The sequence below is a fragment of the Hydrogenophaga sp. PBL-H3 genome, assembly GCF_010104355.1.
Classification (GTDB): domain Bacteria; phylum Pseudomonadota; class Gammaproteobacteria; order Burkholderiales; family Burkholderiaceae_C; genus Hydrogenophaga.
Genome location: NZ_CP044972.1, coordinates 2,679,362 through 2,702,561, shown reverse-complemented (window position 1 = coordinate 2,702,561; position 23,200 = coordinate 2,679,362). Strand labels below are relative to the sequence as shown.

The following is a 23,200-nucleotide window of genomic DNA, read 5'->3' as shown; positions in this document are numbered from 1 at the left end:
AAAACTAAGGGGGAGCCAGAACAGAAGAAGTGGCCTCCCGCTCCAACCGCTTGAGAACCCGCCGACTCAACCACACCCCCACCACCCCGAACACCACCACCCCGAGGCCGTAGCCCACCAGCACACCCCGCGCACCAAACCACTGCGCACCAATCCAGATGAAGGGCGCCACCCCCAGCGTGGCGCGGCCCCAGTTCAGAGCCGTGGAGTAGAAGGCAAAGCCCAGGTTGTTGAAGGCAGCGTTGGCCACGAACAGCGCTCCGTTGAAGAAGAAGCTGCCCGCCACGAACACGCAGAAGAACACGATGAGCTCGCGCGCCTCGCCTTGCGCGCCAAACGCGTCGGCGATGAAACCGCTGCCCAGCGCCATGAGCAGCCAGACCACCAGCACGTAGACCAGCGTCACCTTCAAACTGTCGCGCACCGTGCTGCGCAAACGGTCGAAACGGCGCGCGCCGAGGTTCTGGCCCAGGATCGGGCCCACCGAACCCGAGAGCGCAAACAGCGCCACGAAGGCCACCGGGATCAGGCGCACGATGACGGCCCAGCCCGCCACTGCGTTGTCGCCAAAGGGTGCGATGGCCGCCGTCACAAAAGCATTGCCCACCGGCGTGGCCACCTGCGTCAGCACCGCCGGCACACCGATGGCCAGGAACGGCCTGAGGCTGCCGCGCAGCACCACGGCACTCGGCCAGGCGAACAGGCCATGCACGCGCAGCAGTGCGTGCAGGCCGATGACCGCCATGGAGCAGCGCGCCAGCACCGTGGCCACAGCCGCACCGTCCAGCCCCCAACCCAGGCCCAGGATGAGCAAGGGGTCCAGCACGGCCGACACAGCGCCTGCGCCCAGCGTGACGAACATGGCCCGGCGTGCATCGCCCAGCGAGCGCAGCAGCGCCGCCAGGCACATACCCAGCCCCAGCGGCACGGCCGAGGGCAACACGCCGCGCGTGAAGCGCAGCGCCAGCGTGGCGGTATCGCCCCGGGCCCCCAGCAGGCCCAGCAGTTCGGCCAGCCAGGGGTAGACCAACAAGACGGCGACGCCCATGAACACGGCCATGAGCACCAGCGAGGCGCCCGCGATCAGCTTGGCCTGGTCGCGTTCGCCGCGCCCCAGCGCCCGCGATGCCAGTGCCGTGGCCGCGATCGACAGGCCAATGGCCATGGACGTGAGGAAAAACAGCAGCGTGCCCGCGTAGCCCACGGCGGCGGCCAGCTCCTTCTGCCCGAGCTGCGAGATGTAGAAGAGGTTGAGCACGTCCACGAAAAAAACCGCCGCCAGCCCGATGGAGCCGGTGGCGGTCATGCTGATGACGTGTCTGAGCGTGGAGCCGGTGACGAACTTCGGCGCGGCGTGGGGCGATGGCGGCATGTGGGTGGGCGTGTATGCGCACCCACTCTACACCGGGCCTCTCGGGCCCGGGAGGCCGAGGTCTGTTCAGCGCAAGACCAGAACCGGTGTGTGCGAATGCGTCAGGACTTGCTGGGTCTCGCTGCCCAGCAGAAGACGCTTCAAGCCGCGGCGCCCGTGCGAGGCCATCACGATCAGGTCGCACTTGTTGCGTTTGGCCGCAGCGATGATGGCCTCGGCAATCAGGTCGGATTTCACCGTGACCGGCTTGACCTTGACCTCGCGCAGTTGCCCGGCCGATTTCACCTCGTTCACCACGGCCAGGGCCTCTTCGTTCCACTGGGCTTCGATGCGTGCGATCTCAGCGGCGGCCAGCGCCACGCCGCCTTCAAAGTAGGTTTGCGGATAACGGGGGATCACCTTGAGTGCAACCACTTCGGCGCCGGTGAGGTCGGCCAGGTTGATGGTGTGCTCCACGGCCATCTTGGAGAGTTTGGATCCGTCGGTGGCCACCAGAATGCGCTTGTACATGGTCTGCTCCTGCAAGGTTGTTGTTCGAGTCCGCAGGGTAGCGCAGGTGGCCGCCTTGTGGTTGACTTGGATCAAACCCATGAAACAAGACCCCGATTACGCTTCCTCCATGAACCAGGCCGTGTCCACGCTCCGGGTGCGGCCCCCACTTGCCGAACCCGCGCCGTCAGCAACCAGCTGGCTGGGCGACCACCGGGGTCCGCTCACCGTCACCGACAACTTCGCGGTGCTCGACGATCCGGTGGAGCAAGAAACCTTCACCCAGCGCATCGAACCGGCCGAGGGTGAACTCGCCGAATCGGTGTTGATGGTGCAGGGCATGTATTGCGCGGCCTGCGCCGACACGGTGGAGTCGGCCCTGCAGGGCTTGCCTGGCGTTGTGCAGGCGCGTGTGCACGCGGCCACGCGCCGGCTCACCTTGCGCTGGGACCCACAGGCCACCCGCATCTCGGCCCTGGCGCAGGCGGTGGGCGAGCGCGGTTACCGCCTGCTGCCCATGCAACAGGCCCTGGGCATCAGCGAGCGCCTGCGCGAGACGCGCCAGGGTTTGTGGCGCCTGTTCGTGGCGGGTTTCTGCATGATGCAGGTGATGATGTACGCGTGGCCTGCGTATGTGACCGAGCCTGGTGAGATACCGGCCGACATCGACCAGCTGTTGCGCTGGGCCAGCTGGGTGATCAGCCTGCCGGTGGTGTTCTTTGCCAGCGGTCCGTTTTTCGAGAGCGCCTGGCGCGACCTCAAGCATGGCCGTGTGGGCATGGACACCCCGGTCTCCATCGGCATCCTGGTCACTTTTCTGGTGAGCTCGGCCGCCACCTTCGACCCCACCGGCCCCTGGGGTGCCGAGGTCTGGTTCGACTCGCTGACCATGTTCGTGTTTTTCCTGCTCGGTGGGCGATACCTTGAATTCAAGGCGCGCGACCGCACGGCCGGGGCGCTGGATGGTCTGATGAACCGCCTGCCCGAAGTGTGCGAGCGCGAGACTCTGAGCGGCCTGGAGACGGTGTCGATCCGCCGGCTGGCGGTGGGCGACGTGGTGCGGGTGCAGGCGGGGCAGGCCTTTGCGGCCGACGGTGAATTGCTGAGCGAACGCGCCGCGGTGGACGAGGCCTTGCTCACCGGCGAGTCCCGCCCGGTGAACCGTGCGCAAGGGCAGGGCGTGGTGGCGGGCAGCTTCAACCTGGGCGGCCCGGTGCGCGTGCGCGTGACGCAGGTGGGGCGCGACACGCGCTTTGCGCAGATCGTGAAGCTGATGGAGCAGGCCTCCACCGAGAAGCCGCGCCTGGCCATCCTGGCCGACCGGGTCGCCGCGCCGTTTCTCGTGCTGGTGCTGCTGGCAGCGGCTGTGGCGGGTGTCTATTGGTGGCAGATCGATCACACCCGGGCGCTTGCCGTGGCGGTGGCTGTGCTCATCGTCACCTGTCCGTGTGCACTGTCGCTGGCCACGCCAGCGGCCATGCTGAGTTCGGCGGGGGCACTGGCACGCCGGGGTGTGCTGGTGCGCCGGCTGCAGGCGTTCGAGGTGCTGGCCGGCATCAACGCCGTGGTGTTCGACAAGACCGGCACGCTGACCCACGACCGGCTGGAGCTGCGCGAGGTGAGCACCCGGGCCGGCGTGCGCCGCGAGCAGGCGCTGGCGCTGGCCGGTGCGCTGGCGGCGGGTTCGCTGCACCCGGTGTCTCGCGCCTTGGCGCGGCAGGGCGGTGGGCAACTGCTGACCGATGTGACCGAAGTGGCCGGGCAGGGCATGCAGGCCCGCCTGCCCGACGGCACAGGTGTGCGACTGGGCTCGGCCGCTTTCTGCGGTGCACCCGCGCACGCCGCAGACGACGAAGCGCCGCGCACCCACCTAAGCGACGACGCGGGCTGGATGGCCAGCTTCACGCTGGAAGAAGGCCTGCGCGAAGACGCCCGCGAAGCGGTGCAGGCCCTGCGTGCGCTGGGCGTGCGCACCTGGCTGCTCTCGGGCGACCGCGCGACCGCGGCCGAAGCCGTGGGCCAGGCGGTGGGCGTGGACCACGTGATTGCCGGCGCCACGCCCGAACAAAAGCTGGTGGAAGTGACCCGGCTGCAGGCGCAGGGCCTGACGATTGCGATGGTGGGTGACGGCCTCAACGACGGCCCGGTGCTCGCGCGCGCCGACACCTCGTTTGCGCTGGGTCAGGCCGCGCCGCTGGCGCAGGCCCAGTCGGACTACGTGATCCAGGGCGGGCAGGTGATGGACGTGGTGCACACGCTCACCCAGGCGCGCGCCACGCTGCGCATCGTGCGGCAAAACCTCATCTGGGCCGCCGCCTACAACGTGGTGGCCGTGCCGCTGGCGCTGGTGGGCTGGATGCCGCCCTGGCTGGCCGGCCTGGGCATGGCGGGCAGTTCGCTGCTGGTGATCGGCAATGCCCTGCGCCTGGCGGGAAAAACCCCGCAAGCGTCATCGAACAACCCGCCTCCCGCGCCCGCATCGGCGTAGCATGGCCCACACCTCCACAACCACGCTGCAAGCCCACCACCCATGGACATCCTGTACCTGCTGATTCCCCTGTCCGTGCTGCTCGTGTTCGGGATCATCGGCGTGTTCTGGTGGGCCTTGCAGTCGGGGCAATTCGACAACATCGAGCGCGAAGGTGAGCGGATTCTCAAGAGCGATTGAGCCCGCTTGATGTAAGTCAAGGTATCGAATCGTGTCCGTGAAGACACTTCCATCAGTGACATTTGCGAGGAGTTTCAGTATGTCCGTGACAAACAAGGCCAGCCAGTCGGCGGTCTACAACGACAAAGTGGTGCGGCAGTTCGCCGTCATGACGGTGGTGTGGGGGGTGGTGGGCATGCTGGTGGGCGTGATCATTGCGGCGCAGCTCACCTGGCCCGAGCTCAATCTGGGCATTGAATGGCTGTCTTACGGCCGCCTGCGGCCGCTGCACACCAACGCAGTGATCTTTGCCTTTGGTGGCTGCGGTCTCTTTGCCTCCAGCTACTACGTGGTGCAGCGCACCTGCCAGACACGGATCTTCTCCGACGGTCTCGCGGCCTTCACCTTCTGGGGCTGGCAGCTGGTGATCGTGCTGGCCGCGATCACGCTGCCGCTGGGCCTCACCCAGGGCAAGGAATACGCCGAACTCGAATGGCCGATCGACCTGCTGATCGCGGTGGTCTGGGTGGCCTACGCGGTGGTGTTCTTCGGCACCATCGGCAAACGCAAGGTGCGCCACATCTATGTGGCCAACTGGTTCTTCGGCGCCTTCATCCTGGCCGTGGCCATGCTGCACATCGTCAACAGCGCCGCGCTGCCCGTGGACGGCTTCAAGTCCTACTCGGCTTACGCCGGTGTGCAGGACGCGATGGTGCAGTGGTGGTATGGCCACAACGCGGTGGGCTTCTTCCTCACCGCCGGTTTCCTTGGAATGATGTATTACTTCATCCCCAAGCAGGCCGAGCGCCCCGTCTACTCCTATCGCCTGTCGATCGTGCACTTCTGGGCGCTGATCTTCACCTACATGTGGGCCGGTCCGCACCACCTGCACTACACCGCGCTGCCCGACTGGACGCAGTCGGTCGGCATGGTGTTCTCGCTCATCCTGCTGGCGCCCAGCTGGGGCGGCATGATCAACGGCATCATGACGCTCTCGGGCGCCTGGCACAAACTGCGCGATGACCCCATCCTGCGCTTCCTGATCGTCTCGCTCTCGTTCTACGGCATGTCGACCTTTGAAGGTCCGATGATGTCGATCAAGACGGTCAATGCACTCTCGCACTACACCGACTGGACCGTGGGCCACGTGCACAGCGGCGCCCTGGGCTGGGTTGGCCTGGTGACCATGGGGTCCATGTACTACCTGATCCCGCGCCTGTACGGCCAGAAAAAGATGTATTCCGTGCCCGCCGTCGAGCTGCACTTCTGGGTTGCCACCATCGGCATCGTGCTCTACATCGCCGCCATGTGGATCGCCGGTGTGATGCAAGGCCTGATGTGGCGCTCGGTCAACCCCGACGGCAGCCTCACCTACACCTTCGTGGAGTCGGTCAAGGCCACCTTCCCGTTCTATGTGATCCGCCTGCTGGGCGGTCTGCTGTACCTCGGCGGCATGGTGGTGATGCTGTGGAACACCGTCATGACGGTCAGGAGCGGGCTGGCACAGGACGTGCGCATCCCCGCCATCAACCCTGCTCACGCCTGAGGACAACACCATGGCCAATCAAGACAAACCCCAGGGTTTCACGCACGAGCGCATCGAGACCAACAACTTCCTGATGATCGTGCTCATCGTGCTGGTGATCGCGGTCGGTGGACTGGTGGAGATCGTTCCGCTGTTCTTCCAGAAGTCCACCACCCAGCCGGTAGAGGGCCTCAAACCCTACAGCGCGCTGCAGATCGCCGGACGCGACATCTATGTGCGCGAAGGTTGCTACAACTGCCACTCGCAGATGATCCGGCCGCTGCAGGCCGAGACGCTGCGCTACGGCCACTACTCGCTGGCGGGTGAATTCGTGTACGACCGGCCGTTCCAGTGGGGCAGCAAGCGCACCGGGCCCGACCTGCACCGCGTGGGCGGGCGCTACAGCGATGAATGGCACCGTGCGCACCTGACCAACCCGCGCGATCTGGTGCCCGAGTCGAACATGCCGGCCTACCCATGGCTGGCGAAGAAGACGGTGAACGAAGCCGGCATTCCCCGGCGCATGGAGGTGCTGCGCACCCTGGGCGCGCCCTACACCAACGACGAGATCGCCGCATCCACCGCCGACGTCAAAGGCAAGACCGAGCTCGACGCGCTGGTGGCCTACCTGCAGGTGCTCGGCACCGCGATCAAGTAAGCCCACGGAGGACACCATGGACATCAACGACCTGCGCAGCATCGTCACTGTGGTCAGCATGCTGACCTTCCTGGGCATCGTGGTCTGGGCCTGGTCCAGGCAGAACAAGGAACGTTTCGAGGAGGCGGCCCAGCTGCCTTTCCAGGACGAATGAACCCCACGACTCCGTCAGAACAAGAGAAACATCATGAGTGATTTCACCAGCGAATTCTGGTCCTGGTACGTGGCCGGGCTGACCGTGGTCAGCATCCTGGCCTGCGCGGTCCTGCTCTGGATCAGCGGCACCACCAAAGTCAAGGTACGGGCCGACAACACCACCGGCCATGTGTGGGACGAGGACCTGCAAGAGATGAACAACCCCTTGCCGCGCTGGTGGGTGTACCTGTTCATCATCACGGTGGTCTTCGCGCTGGTCTACGGCGTGCTGTACCCCACCTTCGGCAAGTACCAGGGCGTTTTGGGCTGGACGTCGCAAGGCCAGCACCAGGCCGAGGTCGACAAGGTGCAGAAGGACATCGCACCCATCTACGCGCGCTTCAACGGCCTGTCGCCCGAGCAACTGGCGGGCGACGCGCCGGCCATGGCCATCGGCGAGCGCCTGTACATGAACAACTGCGCCCAGTGCCACGGCTCGGACGCGCGCGGCGCCCGCAGCTTCCCCAACCTCACCGACGGGGACTGGTTGCACGGCGGTGATCCTGCAACCATCAAGACCACGCTCACGCAGGGCCGCATCGGCATGATGCCGCCCATGGCTGCAGCCGTGGGCACGCCCGATGACGTGCGCAACGTGGCGCATTACGTGATGAGTCTGTCGGCCACGCCGCACGACTCGGTGCGCGCTGCGGTGGGTCGTTCCAAGTTCGGTGCCTGCGCTGCCTGCCACGGCGCCGAGGGCAAAGGCAACCCCGCACTGGGTGCCCCCAACCTGACCGACGGCATCTGGCTGCACGGCTGGGGCGAGGAGGCGATCGTGCGTGCCGTGACCAACGGCTTCACCAACCAGATGCCGGCGCAGGCCGGCAAGCTCAACGCCGACCAGATCCATGTCCTCACCGCCTACATCTGGGGTCTGTCCAACAAGCCGCCGGTGGCGACCAACTGAGTCTGATTGAAAGCCTCCGTGTCCCAAGCAACACCTGGCGCCAAACCTTCAGCCACCATCATCCCCATCGTGCCTGCGGCCGCAGACGACGAGGTGATGGTGTCGCTGTACGCGTCGAGCCAGAAGATCCATCCGCGCTCGGTCTCGGGCGTGTTCTCCAACTGGCGCTGGATCATGGTGTGGATCACGCAGGTCGTCTTCTACGGTCTGCCCTGGCTGGAGTGGAATGCGCGCCAGGCCGTGTTGTTCGATCTGGAGGCGCGCCGCTTCTACATCTTCAGTCTGGTGCTCTACCCGCAGGATTTCATCTACCTCACCGGGCTGCTGGTCATCTCGGCACTCTCGCTGTTCCTGTTCACGGCGGTGGCGGGTCGGCTGTGGTGTGGGTTTGCCTGCCCGCAAACGGTCTACACGGAGATCTTCCTGTGGATCGAAAAGAAGGTGGAAGGCGACCGCTCCGCGCGCCTGCGGCTGGACGCGGCCGCCATGTCGGCATCCAAGCTCGGCAAGCGCGTGCTCAAGCAGGTGCTCTGGATTGCCGTTGCGCTGTGGACCGGCTTCACCTTCGTGGGCTACTTCACGCCCATCCGCGAGCTGGCCGCGCTCTCGGTGGCCGCCTCGCTCGGCCCCTGGCAAACCTTCTGGGTGTTTTTCTATGGCTTCGCCACCTACGGCAACGCCGGCTTCCTGCGCGAGCAGGTCTGCAAGCACATGTGTCCGTATGCGCGCTTCCAGAGCGCAATGTTCGACAAGGACACGATGATCGTGACCTACGACGAGAAGCGCGGCGAGCCGCGTGGTCCTCGCTCGAAAAAGGCCGACCCGGCGGCCCTGGGGCTGGGCTCGTGTGTGGACTGCACCCTGTGCGTGCAGGTCTGCCCGACCGGTATCGACATCCGCAAGGGCCTGCAGTACGAGTGCATCGGCTGCGCGGCCTGCGTCGACGTGTGCGACGACGTGATGGACAAGGTCGGCTACCCGCGTGGCCTCATCAAGTTCTCGACCCAGAACGGCATGGAGCAGGGCTGGAGTACGAAGCAGATGCTGCAGCGCGCCATGCGCCCGCGCGTGCTGGTGTACTCGGCCATCCTGCTGACCATCACCGCGGCGGTGGGTGTGAGCCTGTTCCTGCGCACGCCACTGCGGGTGGACGTGATGCGCGACCGCGGTTCGCTCGCGCGCATGGTGGAGCAGGGCCGCATCGAAAACGTGTACCGCCTGCAGATCATGAACGCCACCGAAAAGACGCAGCGCTACGCCATCACGGTCTCGGGCCTGCCCGGCATCACGCTGGACCCGCTTGCCGAGGTCGAGGTGTTGCCCACCGAAGTGCGATCGGCCGCGGTGCGGGTCCAGATCCCGCCTGGCACCGCCGAAGCCGGTTCTCACCCCATCCGGTTCGAGATCCGTTCCACCGGTGACGAAGTGGCCCGCGTGACCGAGAAGGCCGCCTTCCTCGTGCCGCGCTGAATCGCCCACCCAGATTTGCCTTTTCAGGAGATTGCCATGACTTCATCCAACGCCACGAACACCGCTGCGGCCCCGGCCTGGTGGCGCACGCCTCACATGTGGCTGGTGGTGGGTGCGCCACTGGTGGGTGTGGCGGCCAGCCTGACCGCCGCCTTCTTCGCCATCAACGGTGCCGACCCGGTGCTCAACAAGGCCGACTACCAGCGCGATTTCAAGGCTGCTCATGCGTTGCAGGGCCAGGCCCGCATCGACGCCTTAGCCAAGCTGCAGCCGGCCCACCAGGCGCGCAACAACGCCGCCTCGCCGGTGATCCCGGCCGAGTGATCCACAACGACAACGGGGAGACAAACCCATGTGGGGAAAGCGCCTGATGGGGATCGCATGGCCCGCCTTTCTGGTGGCGGCCGTGCTGGAGATGGTGGTCTTTGCACTCGTGGACCCGAGCGATCTGCACTGGTTCGGCTCGCCGCTGGCGCTTTCGCGCGAGGCGGTCTACACGCTGGCGTTTTTCGTGTTCTGGGCGCTGACGATGGCGTCAAGCGCGCTCACCACGCTGCTGACCCTGCCTTCGTCGGAACTCTGAACGATCCGCCTCAGGAGGGCAGCGACCCGCGCAGCGGCGGAGCGTGGGGGCCTGGGGATCCGGCGCAGGGCCGCCCCAAGCCGGATCAGCCCCCGTGGGGGGCAGCGACCCGCGCAGCGGCGGAGCGTGGGGGCAACGTTTTGCCGCCGGGCCGCCCCAAGGCAAAACAGCCCCCGTGGGGGGCAGCGACCCGCGCAGCGGCGGAGCGTGGGGGCTACGTTTTGCCGCCGGGCCGCCCCAAGGCAAAACAGCCCCCGTGGGGGGCAGCGACCCGCGCAGCGGCGGAGCGTGGGGGCTACGTTTTGCCGCCGGGCCGCCCCAAGGCAAAACAGCCCCCGTGGGGGGCAGCGACCCGCGCAGCGGCGGAGCGTGGGGGCTACGTTTTGCCGCCGGGCCGCCCCAAGGCAAAACAGCCCCCGTGGGGGGCAGCGACCCGCGCAGCGGCGGAGCGTGGGGGCCTTAGATACAGGTCTGCGGGTTGACGATCTGGCGCAGTCCGTCGACGTTCTTGATGTGCACGTAGCGCTGCTTCACCTCAATGATGCCGTCCTCCACGAACTTGGAGAACGTGCGGCTCACCGTCTCCAGCTTCATGCCCAGGTAGCTGCCGATTTCCTCGCGCGTCATGCGCAGCACGAATTCGGACTGTGAGAAGCCGCGAGCGTGCAGGCGCTGCACCAGATTGAGAAGGAAAGCGGCCAGCCGCTCTTCGGCGCGCATGCTGCCCAGCAGCAGCATCACGCCGTGGTCACGCACGATCTCGCGACTCAGGATCTTGTGCACATGGTGCTGCAGCGTGGTGAATTCGCGCGAGAGTTCCTCGACCTGGTCGAACGGCATGATGCAGACCTCGGCGTCTTCCAGCGCGACCGCGTCGCAGGAGTGGTGGTCGCTCACGATGCCGTCCATGCCGATGATCTCGCCCGTCATCTGGAAGCCGGTCACCTGGTCGCGGCCGTCGGCCGTGGTCACGCAGGTCTTGAAGAACCCCGAGCGAACCGCATAGAGCGAGGTGAATTTGTCGCCGACGCTGAACAGCGATTGACCTCGCTTGATCCGCTTGCGGGTGGAGATCACGCGGTCCAGCTTGTCCATCTCGTCAGGGTTCAGACCCATGGGCAGACAGAGCTCGCGCAGGTTGCAGCTGGAACAGGCAACTTTGATGGTGTGGGCGTCCATACGAAATCCGGGAATGTGTGACAGACCACAGCATACCCCCGTGGGGTGTCGGTGCTCCCAAACGGGCAGGGCGCATCTGCCTGTTGATGAAGATCAAGGGCCCCAGGCCTTTCCTGCGGCACAGTGGTTCCATTGATTGGGAGACATCCTGTGAGCCACACCATTTCCGACGATCTGCTGCGCCGGTTCGACATCCCCGGACCACGCTACACCTCGTACCCCACCGCCGACCGCTTCGTTGAAGCCTTCACCGAGCAAGACTACGTTCAGGCGCTCGAGCAGCGAAAAGCGGGATCGATGGCACTGCCGCTATCACTTTACGTGCACATCCCGTTTTGCGAGTCGGTCTGCTACTACTGCGCCTGCAACAAGGTGATCACCAAGCACCACGAGCGCGCGGCCGAATACCTGCGTTACCTCACACGGGAGGTCGAACTGCAGGTAGCCCATTTCGGCCGGGGGCACAACGTCTCGCAGCTGCACCTGGGCGGTGGCACGCCGACCTTCCTGTCGGACGCCGAGCTCGAAGACCTCATGACCATGCTGCGCTCGCACTTCACGCTGGTGCCTGGCGGCGAGTATTCGGTGGAGGTGGATCCGCGCACGGTGAGCGAAGAGCGCCTGCGCAACTTGGCCCGTCTGGGCTTCAACCGCCTGAGCTTCGGTGTGCAGGACTTCGACCCCGCCGTGCAGAAGGCGGTGCACCGCGTGCAACCCGCCGAGCAGGTGTTCGCACTGGTGGACGCCGCGCGCCGTATCGGATTCGAGTCCGTCAACGTCGACCTGATCTATGGCTTGCCGATGCAAACGCCGGAGTCGTTCGCACGCACCCTGACCCAGGTGAATGCGCTTCGCCCCGACCGCATTGCGCTCTACGCCTACGCTCATTTGCCAGCGCGCTTCAAGCCGCAGCGGCGCATCGTCGCCGCCGAACTGCCCAGCGGCAGCGCCAAGCTGGCCATGCTCTCGGCTTCATTGGACGCGTTGCAGGACGCCGGCTACGTTTACGTGGGCATGGACCACTTTGCGCTGCCGACCGACGCGCTGGCCGTGGCCAAGCGGCAGGGCCGGCTGCACCGCAACTTCCAGGGCTACAGCACCCAGCCCGACTGCGATTTGATCGCACTCGGTGTGTCCGCCATCGGGCGTATCGGGGCCACCTACAGCCAGAACGCCAAGACGCTGGAGGAGTACCGCGACATGCTGGACCAGGGCCGCCTGCCGATCGTGCGCGGCCTGGCGCTCACGCGCGACGACCTGCTGCGCCGCGCGGTGATCATGTCGTTGATGTGCCAGGGCGAGCTGCAGTTCGAGTCGATCGAACTTGGGCACCTGATCGATTTCAAGTCTTACTTCGCCCGCGAGCTGGAGCAGCTGCAAGGCTTGGCCGAGCAAGGGCTGGTGCGTCTGGACAAGACCGGTCTGCAGGTGACGGAGGCTGGCTGGTACCTGGTGCGCGCCATTGCCATGGTGTTCGACAAGTACCTGCGGGTCGACCAGGACCGGGCACGCTTCTCCAAGCTCATCTGAGCTGCACTACATTGAGCCCATGCAAACTTCAATGGCGATCACGGCCTTGTTCATGGGCGTGGTGGGTGGCCCCCACTGCGTGGCGATGTGCGGTGCGGCCTGCGCCGGCATCAGCCGCGGCGCCGGGGAGCGCAGCACGCAGGCCCTGTGGACCTTCCAGCTCAGCCGCATGGTTGGTTACGCGTTGTTCGGCGCCTTTGCCGCGGGCTCGGTGCAAGGCTTGGCCTGGCTGGGCACCAACACTGCGGTGATTCGCCCGGTGTGGACCTCGTTTCACGTGGCGGCCTTGCTGCTGGGGGTCACGCTGCTGTGGCGCGCGCGCCAGCCCGCCTGGATCGAGACCATGGGCCAGAACATCTGGCGCAAGGCGCGGCCCGTGCTGATGTCCATGGGCCAGCGCGCCCCGGTGGTGCTGGGCGTGGCCTGGGCGCTCATGCCCTGTGGCCTGCTGTATTCGGCGTTGCTGGTGGCTTCGCTGTCGGCCAACGCGCTGGAGGGCGCGGCCATCATGGCGCTGTTCTCCATCGGTACGTCGATCTCGTTGACTGCCGCTCCATGGCTGCTGCTTCGCCTGAACGGCGCGCGCTCCGGCGCCTGGGGCATTCGCCTGGCCGGCCTGGCGCTGGCGGCCACATCCGGTTGGGCTCTGTGGATGGGCATCACCCAACCCACCGGGCTCTGGTGTCTCTGATTCAGGTTGTCTGGCTGCTGCGGCCCGGCAAGGTGGCGAGCACCAAGCCGAGCAGGGCGATGCCGAAGGCCAGCAACTGAATGGCAGTGAGTCGCTCGCCCATGAACAACACGCCGATGGCCGCCGCGCTCACCGGCAGCATCACCGTGAACACGCCGGCTTGCGAGGCCGGCACGGTTTTGAGGCCAGTCATCCACAGCCACACCGTCCACACGCTGGCCGCCAGCGCGTAGAACACCAGCAGCGTCCAGATCGGCAGGCTCACCGTGCCGAAATCAAACGACCACGCGGCCCACAGCCCGAACGGCGTGACCAACGCAAACCCCCACAAGTTGATGATGGCCGAGATGCGCTTCGGACCCAGACCCTCGGTGAGGCGCTTGCCGATGACCACATAAGAAGCCTCGCACACCACCGCCGCGAACACCAGGAGGTTGCCCAGCAGCGCGCGGCTGATGCCGAAAGGACCGTTGCTGTCCACCGCCGCACCGGTGTCCACTTTCTGCAGCGAGAACAGGCCGATGCCGATGGCCGCGCAGGCGATGCCCGCTGCGCTGCGCCAGCCGATGCGTTCGCGCAGAAAGACCCAGCTCAGCACCGCCACCACTGCCGGGATGGAGGACATCACCACGCCGGCCGCCACAGCCGTGGTCATGCTCACGCCGAACAGCATGCAGATGGAAAACAGGAAGTTGCCGAGGAAGGATTCGAGGAACAACAGCCGACGCGTGTGCGGCGTGATCGGTGGCTCGCCCGGCGGCTTCTTCAACCAACGCAACATGGCCAGCCCGCCAATGCCGAACCGCAGCCAGGCCAGCAGGAAGATGGGAAACACGAGCACCAGCGGCTTGGACAAAGCCACGTAACTGCCCACGAGCGACATGCTCAGTGCAAGGCTGGCGTAGGCCCACCAACGGTTCAGGGGAGGGATGGGGTTCACAGGATCGCTTGATTCAAAAGTGGGCTGGATCATGCCCGAAGGTGCTGCGCCCTTGCTTTTCGGGATGAGGGTTGTCAATTTCTCATTGTGAAATAAAAGAATGTTGCGGTGCGCAAAAATTTCTCAATACAAGAAAGTTGATTCCATATTGAGAAAAAGTACAAAAATGCTGTTGATAAACATAGAGAAAGTTTTTCTCTTATATAAGACATAAGAGCGTCTAAAACTCTTCTATAAGACTTAAAGTCGAGGCGCTGGCTGAGGCCTTGCAAGCGAACTTGCACTACCGAAGCCAACCCTGATCCATCAACCTCACGGAGTATCCCCATGCCTCAATCCCTCACCGAGCAACTGAGCCGCCAGCAGCAAATCGAAGCCCTGGAAAAAGACTGGGCGACCAACCCCCGCTGGAAAGGTGTCAAGCGCGGCTACTCCGCCGCCGACGTCGTGCGTCTGCGCGGCAGCATGCAAATCGAGCACACGCTGGCCAAGCGTGGCGCCGAAAAGCTCTGGGACAAGGTCAATGGCGGCTCCAAAAAGGGCTACGTGAACGCCTTTGGCGCGATCTCCGCAGGCCAGGCCATGCAGCAGGCCAAGGCCGGTCTGGAAGCGGTGTACCTGTCGGGCTGGCAGGTGGCAGCGGACGGCAACACCTCCGAGACCATGTACCCCGACCAGTCGCTCTACGCCTACGACTCGGTGCCCACCATGGTTCGCCGCATCAACAACACCTTCAAGCGCGCCGACGAAATCCAGTGGGGCCGTGGCATCGAGCCGGGCAGTCCTGAGTTCATCGACTACTTCCTGCCGATCGTGGCCGATGCAGAAGCTGGTTTCGGTGGCGTGCTCAACGCCTTCGAACTGATGAAGAACATGATCGCCGCCGGTGCGGCAGGCGTGCACTTCGAAGACCAGCTGGCCGCCGTGAAGAAATGCGGTCACATGGGTGGCAAGGTGCTCGTGCCCACGCAAGAGGCTTGCGAGAAGCTGATCGCCGCGCGCTTCGCCGCCGACGTGATGGGTGTTTCCACCATCGTGCTGGCCCGCACCGACGCCGAAGCCGCCAACCTGATCACCAGCGACCACGACGCCAACGACAAGCCTTTCCTGACCGGCGAGCGTACGCAAGAAGGCTTCTACCGCGTGAAGAACGGCCTGGAGCAGGCCATCAGCCGCGGCATCGCTTACGCCCCCTACGCCGATCTGGTGTGGTGCGAGACCGGCGTGCCCGACATCGGCTTCGCCCGCGAGTTCGCCCAGGCCGTGCAGGCCGCCTGCCCCGGCAAGCTGCTGTCGTACAACTGCTCGCCGTCCTTCAACTGGAAGAAAAACCTCAACGACAAGCAGATCGCATCGTTCCAGGAAGACCTGGCAGCGCTGGGCTACAAGTACCAGTTCATCACGCTGGCCGGCATCCACATCAACTGGTTCAACACCTTCCAGTTCGCCCACGCCTACGCCCGCGGCGAAGGCATGAAGCACTACGTGAACATGGTGCAGGAGCCCGAGTTCGCCGCACGCGACAAGGGCTACACCTTCGTGTCGCACCAGCAGGAAGTGGGCGCCGGTTACTTCGACGACGTGACCACCGTGATCCAGGGCGGCTCGTCCAGCGTGAAAGCCCTGACCGGTTCGACCGAAGAAGAGCAGTTCCACTGACATCCCCGAGTCCGCCCCAGAGCGGTTGGAGGAGACGAGGAAACGCCACCCTTCGGGGTGGCTTTTTTTTATTGGTGCGGAAGTTAGTTTTAAGGGAAAGTGCTCTAAATTGATGTATTACAAGCAATCAAACTACAACTGCTTCGCGTTACCGGTTTGGACGATTCTCCACTCGGAATCAGGTATCGCGCAATCAATTCGACACTGTAATGAGCCCGGGCGGAGATCGACGATAGACATATTCTTGGATTTAAGCATTTTCGCCAATGCACCTGTTCTCTTCACAATAGGCTTGGCGCCGTGAGCCGTGATGAACACACGATTTGTCCGTGCCTTAATACGTTCGATATCTTCAGCCCGAGGCAGCTTACTGCGACTAAATGGCGTAAGAATTGCGAGCGGATCAGGCAGTAGCAAATCTGTCCAAATACTCTGATGCTCAGCGGTTATAGATCCATGATGTGCAACTTTGTAGAGACTTGCCTTTTGTCCCGGCTTCTCATTACTCGCTAAAACAGCACTCCATCCCGTCAAAATATTACCGTGTTCTTCCAAGTCCGATCCCAGTAGAATTGAATGTTCTCCTGCTCTAAAGTGCATTGCGACGGCGACATGGTTAGGTCCTTGTGCCGGTAGGGTGAGCTTATTTGTCCAAAGTGGAGGCATTAGCTTGGCTAAACTTATCAGACTTCTTGCTGAGTTTTCAGGTGAAGGACTAAGGGTCCAAAGCTCTACGACACCATCTTGTGACATAAAAATGCGTTGATCTTGCGTCGCCAGTTTTGGCGGTGTATTTCTCGATCTAACTATCTTTAAGCAATTCGTCAGTTCAGCTACACCGGAAGTAAAAGGGTCTTCTTCAGTTGAGCCGTCACTGTATGCCTGCAAGAGGGATAGAAATTCTTTTGATGCTAATGCACTCGACATGCAAAATCTTGCATTGGGCGCTGCAGCTAAAATGTCGCTCAGTCCCCGAATATGATCATCATGCCAATGACTGCATACAACTAGTTTGATTTTCGTGAGATCTACACCTATCGAGTTTAGGTAAAGAAGCGCTGTGGGTGTCTTGGTCTCTCGATCTATACAGCTATCAATGACGAACCACATGTCTTGGTAGTGAAGAATTATGCATTCTCCAACACTCGGTCCTATCAAAGTTACTTCTAACTCACTGGGTTTAGGCAGGGTCATTACTAGCTGGTGCTAAGTCAGATTTTAGCCACTCAAGGTCGAATAGGGGTGCATTTATCAGTTGTTCATTCTGTTTGCGTGTCCAAATTTTTCCTCTCTTAAAGCGCAGTGACGATTCGGTTGACCTACGGCCAAACTTGTCAACTCGATACCCTACTGACCAATAAAACAATGCACCTGGTTTGATGAGGTCAAGATCATCTTCTGATATCTCTTCAAAGTTAAACTGCGCGTTTTCTAGAATGCCGGCTTGATGTTCACTAGAAACTTGTGCGTCAAACACACCACTCTCGGTGTCTACGTGTTCAACTCTACCTGTCCACGCTTCCAGCAATTTAAAGGCAACTGTTTCCTTCTCTTCCTTGGAAATAGGAAGAGTTCTTTGCGCTTGCGCGTTGGACCTAACTACTTGTGTGCTACCCGGCACTAAAATTTGGTTGAACTCGCCCCAGTTTGGATCAACTGATTTTGTAATTCTGGGCTGCGTGTAACCGTCATGAATCTCTGTTTTCGAGCTCTCGAAACTTCTTGGATCTGTCCCGTGAGTTCCATGAGTTAAGGGAGTGCTATGTAGCGTTGGTGTGCTCATACAATTCCTTAAAAAGCTTTTCAGCAGTTTCTTTAGAGCTTGTCCAGTGCTTTCTCAAGAATTCTGAGGCCTCTGCTGAACTTACCTTTGCATCATTGATTTTGAGGTTGTAGTGATCATTGATGGAGGTGAATATGCCATTTTTAACGATATTTGATGGCTGAAAGTTTAAGTTGATCTTCCCATTAAGATCATCATTTCTTTCAAGTTGAACTTGGAGATTGAGCATGCCAGCGCGCTTGGGCCAAATTTTATTCCACATTGTTTTTGGCACAAGCGTGTCACCTACATGATGCCAAGCCTTTTCAGACTGAGTTGAGTAATGTTCGACCCAATTAATTCCGAGCTCGTCAATAAATGTCCCTTCAAGAACATCAAGAACTCCACACATCAAATCACGTACAGGTTCAAATAGATTTTCCTGGGTTGTGCCAATTTGAATCCTGTTAGTCCGAACATCTATATCAAACCCCGCGACGTTGAAAATGGTGGCATCTGGAGTTACCAATACTTGATCAGTACCCTTTGATTCAACCTCCCCAAGTAGTTTGTGATGTGCAAACCACCAGGGATGAAAGGTGCCAGGCGCGAAAGGTCCTGTTGCCACAACGGTGAATGATCTCCTGTTATCGGCTTGAGTCATTAGCGTAGATTTCAAAGTGCTGCGAGTAGCAGTGGAGGTGTCAAAAAAAGTGATGCTTGCCAAACAGCTCGTAGCGGGTAATAGATTCGGATGGTCGAACCATGCTCTAGTCCTCTGCTAGCGGTTGTACCTCTTGTGGCGATTCCCGTCCACCTAGTGGTCTGTCACATCACAGCGAGGTCATCCGTTCAACTCTAACGAATCGCTTGTACACGCATGCGCTTCTCCACGTCTTTCATCAGTTCTGAAGGAGTGAGGTCCAACGCATCGCAGAGCTTAAACACCAATCTCACGCTCGGGCTGTTCTTCCCTAGCTCGACTAACGAGATGTAATTTCGGTCCACGTCCGCGCGTAGTGCGAGGTCAGTCTGACTCCACTTGCGACGTGTACGCATACTGCGCAACGCTTGCCCGAATGCTTGATCTGGTTCCACGCTGATCGCTCTCTAAGTTGAGCAAGGTTGTGCCAGATTCTCCCCTGAGTTGCAGCATATATGCGGCAAATTTACTCTCGTGCCGACGGTACTGAGGGGTTCTAGGTGTGGCCGCAAGGAGACTTGCACCACTTGTGGGTCAGTTCAACTTAAACAGTAAGGAAAAAATCTTGACTCGTGTTCATCAAATGATCGGTGTCCTCAGCGTTGGCCTCCTGGCCGCATGTTCGGGTCCATCGAGCGAGGAGGTCAAGACGTATTCAGAGGCCTGCGTCGACTTCTACAAGGAGAAGAGGGCGAAGTCTTCCGATGACGTCGAATACAGAAAGCACTGGATGAAGGACGACAAGATCGTCATTGCCCTGAAGGTCGAGCGAAGGGGGGAGAGCGGCTATGCCGAGGGCATCTGCGTCGTGGATCCCGAGGAGGGCACCGTTCACATTCCCTCACTCTTCGACCAGGCTCGATGGGCCAATTGACGTCCCTCCCTCTCCACCCACCCGCGCCCCAGCGACTTCGGTTCCTGGGGTTTTTTGTTGCCCATTTTTGGAGATTCAAATGATCTGGATACCCCTCCTGTCCGTCCCCCTCGCGCTCGCCCTCGTGAAGTTGGGCGCGGCAATCACCATGGCCTCGGTGCTCAAGTCGGCGGTGACGGTGGCCCTCGTGCTGCTCGTCCTGCTGGCGATAGCGCTGGCCTGGGCTCTTCGTAGGAGGAGTCAGGTTTTGTAGTTATCGATCCGCACCACCTCACCCGATGGGCTCCAGTTGTGTATGCAGCTGGGGCCCTCCTCATTTCCACACCACAAGGAGACTGCACATGCAGGTGATGCGTGATTCCACCTCGATCACCGACCCGACATTGATCCCACTGATTGCCCGACTCATCGAGGACCTGGACGACCAAGGCTGCGAACTGGAAGAGATGGTTCGAGTCGTCGTGATCGATCCCGGTGATGCGCTGACCACCATCGAAACAGAACTAGGCTTTCGTCTGCTGGACCGACCGCTGGACGTCATTGAGATGCACGAGGGTTGGTTCGAGCTGACCTACGTGCTGAGCGATGACGGATTTGGTGTGGTGGTGTACGTCCCCGTTCGCCCCGACGTCGATCCCGCACTCATCGCCCACTGTCGGGCGTCAATGTCATGAGATCCGCCCCCGTCCCCCCGCCGACCACCCACGAGGTGGTTTTTTTTCGTCCGTACCCATTCAGGAGATGCCGTTGAGCAGCCATCCCATCGTCACCGACTTCGCCTCCCTCCTCGACGAGAACCTGCGCGAGGCCTGGGAGGAGAGGGCGGCCGTCATGCAGTTCGAGGCGGGAATACCGCGTGATCTGGCCGAGGCGCTTGCGCTCCTGCTGGTGATCCGTCAGTACCCCACCGCCGCTCTATCCCGGCTCGTCTGAGCCATTTTTGCTAGGAGATATCCATGTCAAACGAAGAAATCATCATCGACGAACCCAGCCTGGACGATCTTGTGCGCGTCATCCGCGAGGGTCAGTGTCCATCCGTCTCCGGGCGCTCCACGCTGACCTACCACCTCGGGCAACTTGGGGAGGGCGGCGAGTTCTATGTGCGCATCTACGACAACACCGGCAAGGGGATGTTCGCCCGCGACTGGATACCGGCGGAGGGCATCCGTGGTGTGCTGGAGAGTGATGTACCGATCACGTCATCCGCCTTCAAGCCGCTGTACGAGGGTCGATCGGTCAACACCGCGGGCTTCCTCATGGCCGCACTGCGTGATCTGGGTGTGATCGGACTCGACGCCGAGAACGCGCGGCTCCACGTCCGCATTCCTGATGTGCCGCTGGACTCCGTGTTCAGTGAGGCTCCTCCCCGCCGCAAGAAGAAGGGAGGCTGATGGATGACGAGTCTCGTCAGTGCTCTTCTGGCCGCCGCGCTGCTCTCCATGCTCTTCACGGGCACGAGGGCGTTCGGTGTCGTCTGTCTCGTTCTCCTCTGCTACCTCAAACCCATCCTCGCTGCCTGCTTGGTCGTGCTGGCCATCACCTTCGTTCTGTACCTCTTCAAGTAAAGGAAATTCACCATGTCATACATCGACGCCATCACCGCCGCCGCCCACTGCATCTCCGACTGGGATGTGCCGCACGAGCTGCTGCAGCCGACCCTGACCAACGAGGCTGCTCGCCTGGCCCACCTGGACTCTGACCGCATGGGGTGCGCGGGGACAGAGTAAATGGGGTGGCCTCGCCGGGGCGCTGGCGGGGCCGCCTGGGACCAACCTGGGCAACCCTGGGCTAACCCCGGGGCTTCGTGGCCGCGCGACCCGGGCACAGGAGGGGGGCACGGGAGGCAGCCTTTTGACATTTGTGGAACCTCAGGAGAGCTTCCGTCGAACAAGATTCGCCCAGAAACTGCTCGTTTACCTCTGTAGGTTGCGTAGAAGCAACGTGGTCCAGAGACATTTTTCAGACCGAACTTTGGTACTGAAATTCCGCCAGGGGACACTTATACTGAGCGTCGATCATGAGTAGCTATAACGATGTATAAATATGAGAAAAAAATAGTATCTATAAGGAAGAAATAAAGCATAGGTATAGAACTAATTTGCAGGTAAGGCGCGCCTGTTCTCCGGTGCTTTGCTAGACTTCGTCCTGTGCCGTGATGAAGTGATGTTGAGTTCAGAACGGCGCAAGGGACTGTCGATTGTGGTGGTGCCAATGCTCTTTAAAAATTTATGTAGCTACGAAGGGTCTTGCGTCATTCATGCAGCGCGAACGGGATGAAAGTCTGCGCTTCGAGCCGTGTTCGGACGCACCTGTGACGCAGCTTTGACGGGGAAGAAGTTACATCGAACCAGTCGTGGGCAGAGAACGCGCTCCCACACAACTATGAAAGGAAACCCAGTGCAACCCCATAGGAGGGTCGGCGAACAATCACCAAAATCAGAAAACGTTCCATACATAAAGCAAGAAAGGAACAAAACAATGAAAGAGGAAGATCAAGCAACGTTCGAGAAGACTAAACCGGGGGGACGAAAGTCTTTCCTACCCAGTCTTTCAAAAGTATTTCAGCCGCTGGACAAAGCCAGCTTTCCACACCAACCTGAAGTACCACATCATTCACTACCAGGCACGATCGAAAATATCGCCCACATGCTCATGGGATACGGCATAACTGTGTCCAACGACGTGATTACCAAGTCCACTACTTTATCGATGGCAGGCTTGGCGAATACGGATGGGATGCAGGAAGCTCTGTTGGCTACGGTGATCAGCCTTGCGAATCTGAATAAACTGCCATCGTCGAATATCTCAGGGTACATCGAGGCGCTGGCCAAGGCTCATGAGGCCAACTGCGCCGAGGAATGGATGAAGTCGAAGCCTTGGGATGAGGTTGATCGGATGGATGCGATCACGGATACCGTGACGGCGGCGCCGGGTTATCCAGCCTTTCTCAAAAGGACTCTCATCAAGAAGTGGTTGCTGAGCATTGCGGCAGCTGCTACTCGACGCTCATTCAGTGCCCGCGGAGTGCTTACATTTCAGGGCGCTCAGGGCATCGGGAAAACGAGCTGGTTCAGGAGGTTGATTGACGATGATGGTTTGCGTGAGCGACTCATCAAGATCGATCATCACTTGGATGTGCACAACAAGGATTCAAAACTCGGGGCCATCAAGCACTTGATCGTTGAATTGGGCGAACTGGACAGCACCATCAAGAAAGATTTCGCCCGGTTGAAGGGTTTCTTGACAAGCGATCAGGACAAAATTCGCAAGCCATACGCCCGGCTTGAGTCGGAATACCAGAGGCGCACGGTGTTCTGTGCGTCGGTGAACGAATACAACTTCTTGGAGGATTCGACAGGAAATTCCCGGTTCTGGACCATTCCGGCGGTGAGTATCGACTACCAGCATGACATCGATATGCAGCAGTTGTTTGCGCAGTTGCTTGTGATGTTGGACAAGGGTGCAGAGTGGTGGCTCGACAAGGAGGAAGAAGGTCTCTTGGAAGAGCAAAACCGGAAGCACCGTGCAGTCAGCGTGATGCGTGACTTGTTTTTGGAGCACGTCGATGTTGAGCGAGTCGACGTAGGTGGATGTGAGGCTTACACGTCAAGTGAGGTGCTCAAGAAGCTGGGGATCCAGTATCCAACGAACGGTCAGGCAAAGGAGTGTGCGAGGACTTTGAGAGAATATTTTGGCGGCAGCCGGAAGATTCGAGATCGTGATCGGTGGCGTGTGCCGTTTCGTGCACAGCCTGCCTATCGGAGTACGGCGGAGGACGATGACAGGTTCGGCGACATAACTTTCTGAGAGTAGTCAACGTATTGTTTTTTGGAGATGTGATGAAGAAGGGGCCCTACGGGGCTCCTTTTTTTTTCGTCGGTACTTTGTTGTGTGAAGTCAGGCAAGCCACGGAGGCGGGGGGATGGGGGGCAGAAAACACAAAATTCCTTGGTGTGGGTGCCGGAGGCCATCCCATGGCGGGAGCACGGGTAGCAGAAACACAGGCAAAAACT

Annotated in this window: 28 protein-coding genes; 20 read left to right on the top strand and 8 right to left on the bottom strand. The window is 61.2% G+C overall.

Annotation, left to right across the window (positions count from 1 at the left end; genetic code table 11):
• Window positions 1-4: 4 nt before the first annotated feature.
• A complete protein-coding gene (locus F9Z44_RS12420; protein WP_159606578.1) occupies window positions 5-1,372 on the bottom strand; it encodes an MATE family efflux transporter in 1,368 nt (455 codons plus the stop codon).
• Between the two features lie 66 nt (window positions 1,373-1,438).
• Window positions 1,439-1,882: a universal stress protein gene (locus F9Z44_RS12415; protein ID WP_159606576.1), complete on the bottom strand. Its 444-nt coding sequence runs from the start codon at window positions 1,880-1,882 to the stop codon at window positions 1,439-1,441.
• Window positions 1,883-1,961: 79 nt separating this feature from the next.
• Here F9Z44_RS12415 and F9Z44_RS12410 point away from each other — a divergent pair, with 79 nt between their 5' ends.
• From F9Z44_RS12410 to F9Z44_RS12370, 9 genes are all read left to right on the top strand, one after another.
• Window positions 1,962-4,349 (top strand): heavy metal translocating P-type ATPase, encoded by a 2,388-nt coding sequence (locus F9Z44_RS12410; RefSeq protein WP_236574111.1) that lies wholly within the window; start codon window positions 1,962-1,964, stop codon window positions 4,347-4,349.
• Window positions 4,350-4,391: 42 nt separating this feature from the next.
• A complete protein-coding gene (gene ccoS / locus F9Z44_RS12405) occupies window positions 4,392-4,529 on the top strand; it encodes a cbb3-type cytochrome oxidase assembly protein CcoS (RefSeq protein WP_159606574.1) in 138 nt (45 codons plus the stop codon).
• 79 nt (window positions 4,530-4,608) lie between these two features.
• On the top strand, window positions 4,609-6,054 hold the full coding sequence (gene ccoN, locus F9Z44_RS12400; RefSeq protein WP_201449956.1) for a cytochrome-c oxidase, cbb3-type subunit I: 1,446 nt from the start codon (window positions 4,609-4,611) through the stop codon (window positions 6,052-6,054).
• A gap of 10 nt (window positions 6,055-6,064) precedes the next feature.
• On the top strand, window positions 6,065-6,691 hold the full coding sequence (ccoO, locus tag F9Z44_RS12395; protein WP_159606572.1) for a cytochrome-c oxidase, cbb3-type subunit II: 627 nt from the start codon (window positions 6,065-6,067) through the stop codon (window positions 6,689-6,691).
• A 16-nt stretch (window positions 6,692-6,707) separates the two neighbouring features.
• Window positions 6,708-6,845 carry a cbb3-type cytochrome oxidase subunit 3 gene (locus tag F9Z44_RS12390; protein WP_159606570.1) on the top strand — a complete coding sequence of 46 codons (138 nt, stop codon included), beginning with the start codon at window positions 6,708-6,710 and terminating at the stop codon, window positions 6,843-6,845.
• 33 nt (window positions 6,846-6,878) lie between these two features.
• Window positions 6,879-7,796: a cytochrome-c oxidase, cbb3-type subunit III gene (gene ccoP, locus F9Z44_RS12385; protein WP_159606568.1), complete on the top strand. Its 918-nt coding sequence runs from the start codon at window positions 6,879-6,881 to the stop codon at window positions 7,794-7,796.
• Window positions 7,797-7,892: 96 nt separating this feature from the next.
• A complete protein-coding gene (gene ccoG / locus F9Z44_RS12380) occupies window positions 7,893-9,266 on the top strand; it encodes a cytochrome c oxidase accessory protein CcoG (RefSeq protein WP_159608695.1) in 1,374 nt (457 codons plus the stop codon).
• A gap of 36 nt (window positions 9,267-9,302) precedes the next feature.
• The gene (locus F9Z44_RS12375) at window positions 9,303-9,590 is read left to right on the top strand and encodes a nitrogen fixation protein FixH (RefSeq protein ID WP_159606566.1); all 288 of its coding nucleotides are present in this window, start codon (window positions 9,303-9,305) and stop codon (window positions 9,588-9,590) included.
• Between the two features lie 28 nt (window positions 9,591-9,618).
• Complete coding sequence (locus F9Z44_RS12370; protein WP_159606564.1) at window positions 9,619-9,849, top strand: hypothetical protein; 231 nt, start codon at window positions 9,619-9,621, stop codon at window positions 9,847-9,849.
• A 459-nt stretch (window positions 9,850-10,308) separates the two neighbouring features.
• Here F9Z44_RS12370 and fnr read toward each other — a convergent pair whose 3' ends face one another.
• Window positions 10,309-11,028 carry a fumarate/nitrate reduction transcriptional regulator Fnr gene (fnr, locus tag F9Z44_RS12365; RefSeq protein WP_159606562.1) on the bottom strand — a complete coding sequence of 240 codons (720 nt, stop codon included), beginning with the start codon at window positions 11,026-11,028 and terminating at the stop codon, window positions 10,309-10,311.
• Window positions 11,029-11,178: 150 nt separating this feature from the next.
• Here fnr and hemN point away from each other — a divergent pair, with 150 nt between their 5' ends.
• On the top strand, window positions 11,179-12,558 hold the full coding sequence (gene hemN, locus F9Z44_RS12360) for an oxygen-independent coproporphyrinogen III oxidase (protein WP_159606560.1): 1,380 nt from the start codon (window positions 11,179-11,181) through the stop codon (window positions 12,556-12,558).
• 19 nt (window positions 12,559-12,577) lie between these two features.
• Window positions 12,578-13,249: a sulfite exporter TauE/SafE family protein gene (locus tag F9Z44_RS12355; RefSeq protein WP_159606558.1), complete on the top strand. Its 672-nt coding sequence runs from the start codon at window positions 12,578-12,580 to the stop codon at window positions 13,247-13,249.
• 1 nt (window position 13,250) lies between these two features.
• Here F9Z44_RS12355 and F9Z44_RS12350 read toward each other — a convergent pair whose 3' ends face one another.
• Window positions 13,251-14,132 (bottom strand): DMT family transporter, encoded by an 882-nt coding sequence (locus F9Z44_RS12350; RefSeq protein ID WP_236574353.1) that lies wholly within the window; start codon window positions 14,130-14,132, stop codon window positions 13,251-13,253.
• A 384-nt stretch (window positions 14,133-14,516) separates the two neighbouring features.
• Between F9Z44_RS12350 and aceA the strand changes: the two genes are divergently transcribed.
• Window positions 14,517-15,848 (top strand): isocitrate lyase, encoded by a 1,332-nt coding sequence (gene aceA, locus F9Z44_RS12345; protein ID WP_159606556.1) that lies wholly within the window; start codon window positions 14,517-14,519, stop codon window positions 15,846-15,848.
• Window positions 15,849-15,980: 132 nt separating this feature from the next.
• On the opposite strand, the gene F9Z44_RS12340 is transcribed toward aceA, so the two are convergent.
• The 4 genes from F9Z44_RS12340 to F9Z44_RS12325 all read right to left on the bottom strand — a co-directional run bounded on the left by F9Z44_RS12340 (window position 15,981) and on the right by F9Z44_RS12325 (window position 18,669).
• Entirely contained in the window at window positions 15,981-16,958 is a 978-nt protein-coding gene (locus tag F9Z44_RS12340) for an MBL fold metallo-hydrolase (RefSeq protein WP_162147756.1), read from the bottom strand.
• A gap of 70 nt (window positions 16,959-17,028) precedes the next feature.
• The gene (locus tag F9Z44_RS12335) at window positions 17,029-17,631 is read right to left on the bottom strand and encodes a hypothetical protein (protein ID WP_159606552.1); all 603 of its coding nucleotides are present in this window, start codon (window positions 17,629-17,631) and stop codon (window positions 17,029-17,031) included.
• Window positions 17,609-18,274 (bottom strand): hypothetical protein, encoded by a 666-nt coding sequence (locus tag F9Z44_RS12330; RefSeq protein WP_159606550.1) that lies wholly within the window; start codon window positions 18,272-18,274, stop codon window positions 17,609-17,611. Before F9Z44_RS12330 ends, F9Z44_RS12335 begins: the two co-directional genes overlap by 23 nt.
• A 194-nt stretch (window positions 18,275-18,468) precedes the next feature.
• Window positions 18,469-18,669 carry a helix-turn-helix domain-containing protein gene (locus F9Z44_RS12325; protein WP_201450069.1) on the bottom strand — a complete coding sequence of 67 codons (201 nt, stop codon included), beginning with the start codon at window positions 18,667-18,669 and terminating at the stop codon, window positions 18,469-18,471.
• Between the two features lie 227 nt (window positions 18,670-18,896).
• Between F9Z44_RS12325 and F9Z44_RS12320 the strand changes: the two genes are divergently transcribed.
• From F9Z44_RS12320 to F9Z44_RS12285, 8 genes are all read left to right on the top strand, one after another.
• On the top strand, window positions 18,897-19,187 hold the full coding sequence (locus F9Z44_RS12320) for a hypothetical protein (protein WP_159606546.1): 291 nt from the start codon (window positions 18,897-18,899) through the stop codon (window positions 19,185-19,187).
• A gap of 79 nt (window positions 19,188-19,266) precedes the next feature.
• Window positions 19,267-19,440 (top strand): hypothetical protein, encoded by a 174-nt coding sequence (locus F9Z44_RS12315; protein WP_159606544.1) that lies wholly within the window; start codon window positions 19,267-19,269, stop codon window positions 19,438-19,440.
• Between the two features lie 88 nt (window positions 19,441-19,528).
• Window positions 19,529-19,861 carry a hypothetical protein gene (locus F9Z44_RS12310; protein ID WP_159606542.1) on the top strand — a complete coding sequence of 111 codons (333 nt, stop codon included), beginning with the start codon at window positions 19,529-19,531 and terminating at the stop codon, window positions 19,859-19,861.
• Between the two features lie 73 nt (window positions 19,862-19,934).
• On the top strand, window positions 19,935-20,120 hold the full coding sequence (locus F9Z44_RS12305; protein WP_159606540.1) for a hypothetical protein: 186 nt from the start codon (window positions 19,935-19,937) through the stop codon (window positions 20,118-20,120).
• A 23-nt stretch (window positions 20,121-20,143) separates the two neighbouring features.
• Window positions 20,144-20,578 carry a hypothetical protein gene (locus F9Z44_RS12300; RefSeq protein WP_159606538.1) on the top strand — a complete coding sequence of 145 codons (435 nt, stop codon included), beginning with the start codon at window positions 20,144-20,146 and terminating at the stop codon, window positions 20,576-20,578.
• A 3-nt stretch (window positions 20,579-20,581) separates the two neighbouring features.
• Entirely contained in the window at window positions 20,582-20,752 is a 171-nt protein-coding gene (locus F9Z44_RS12295; RefSeq protein WP_159606536.1) for a hypothetical protein, read from the top strand.
• Between the two features lie 12 nt (window positions 20,753-20,764).
• On the top strand, window positions 20,765-20,914 hold the full coding sequence (locus F9Z44_RS12290) for a hypothetical protein (RefSeq protein WP_159606534.1): 150 nt from the start codon (window positions 20,765-20,767) through the stop codon (window positions 20,912-20,914).
• 751 nt (window positions 20,915-21,665) lie between these two features.
• A complete protein-coding gene (locus tag F9Z44_RS12285; RefSeq protein WP_159606532.1) occupies window positions 21,666-22,994 on the top strand; it encodes a VapE domain-containing protein in 1,329 nt (442 codons plus the stop codon).
• The last annotated feature ends 206 nt before the right edge of the window (window positions 22,995-23,200 follow it).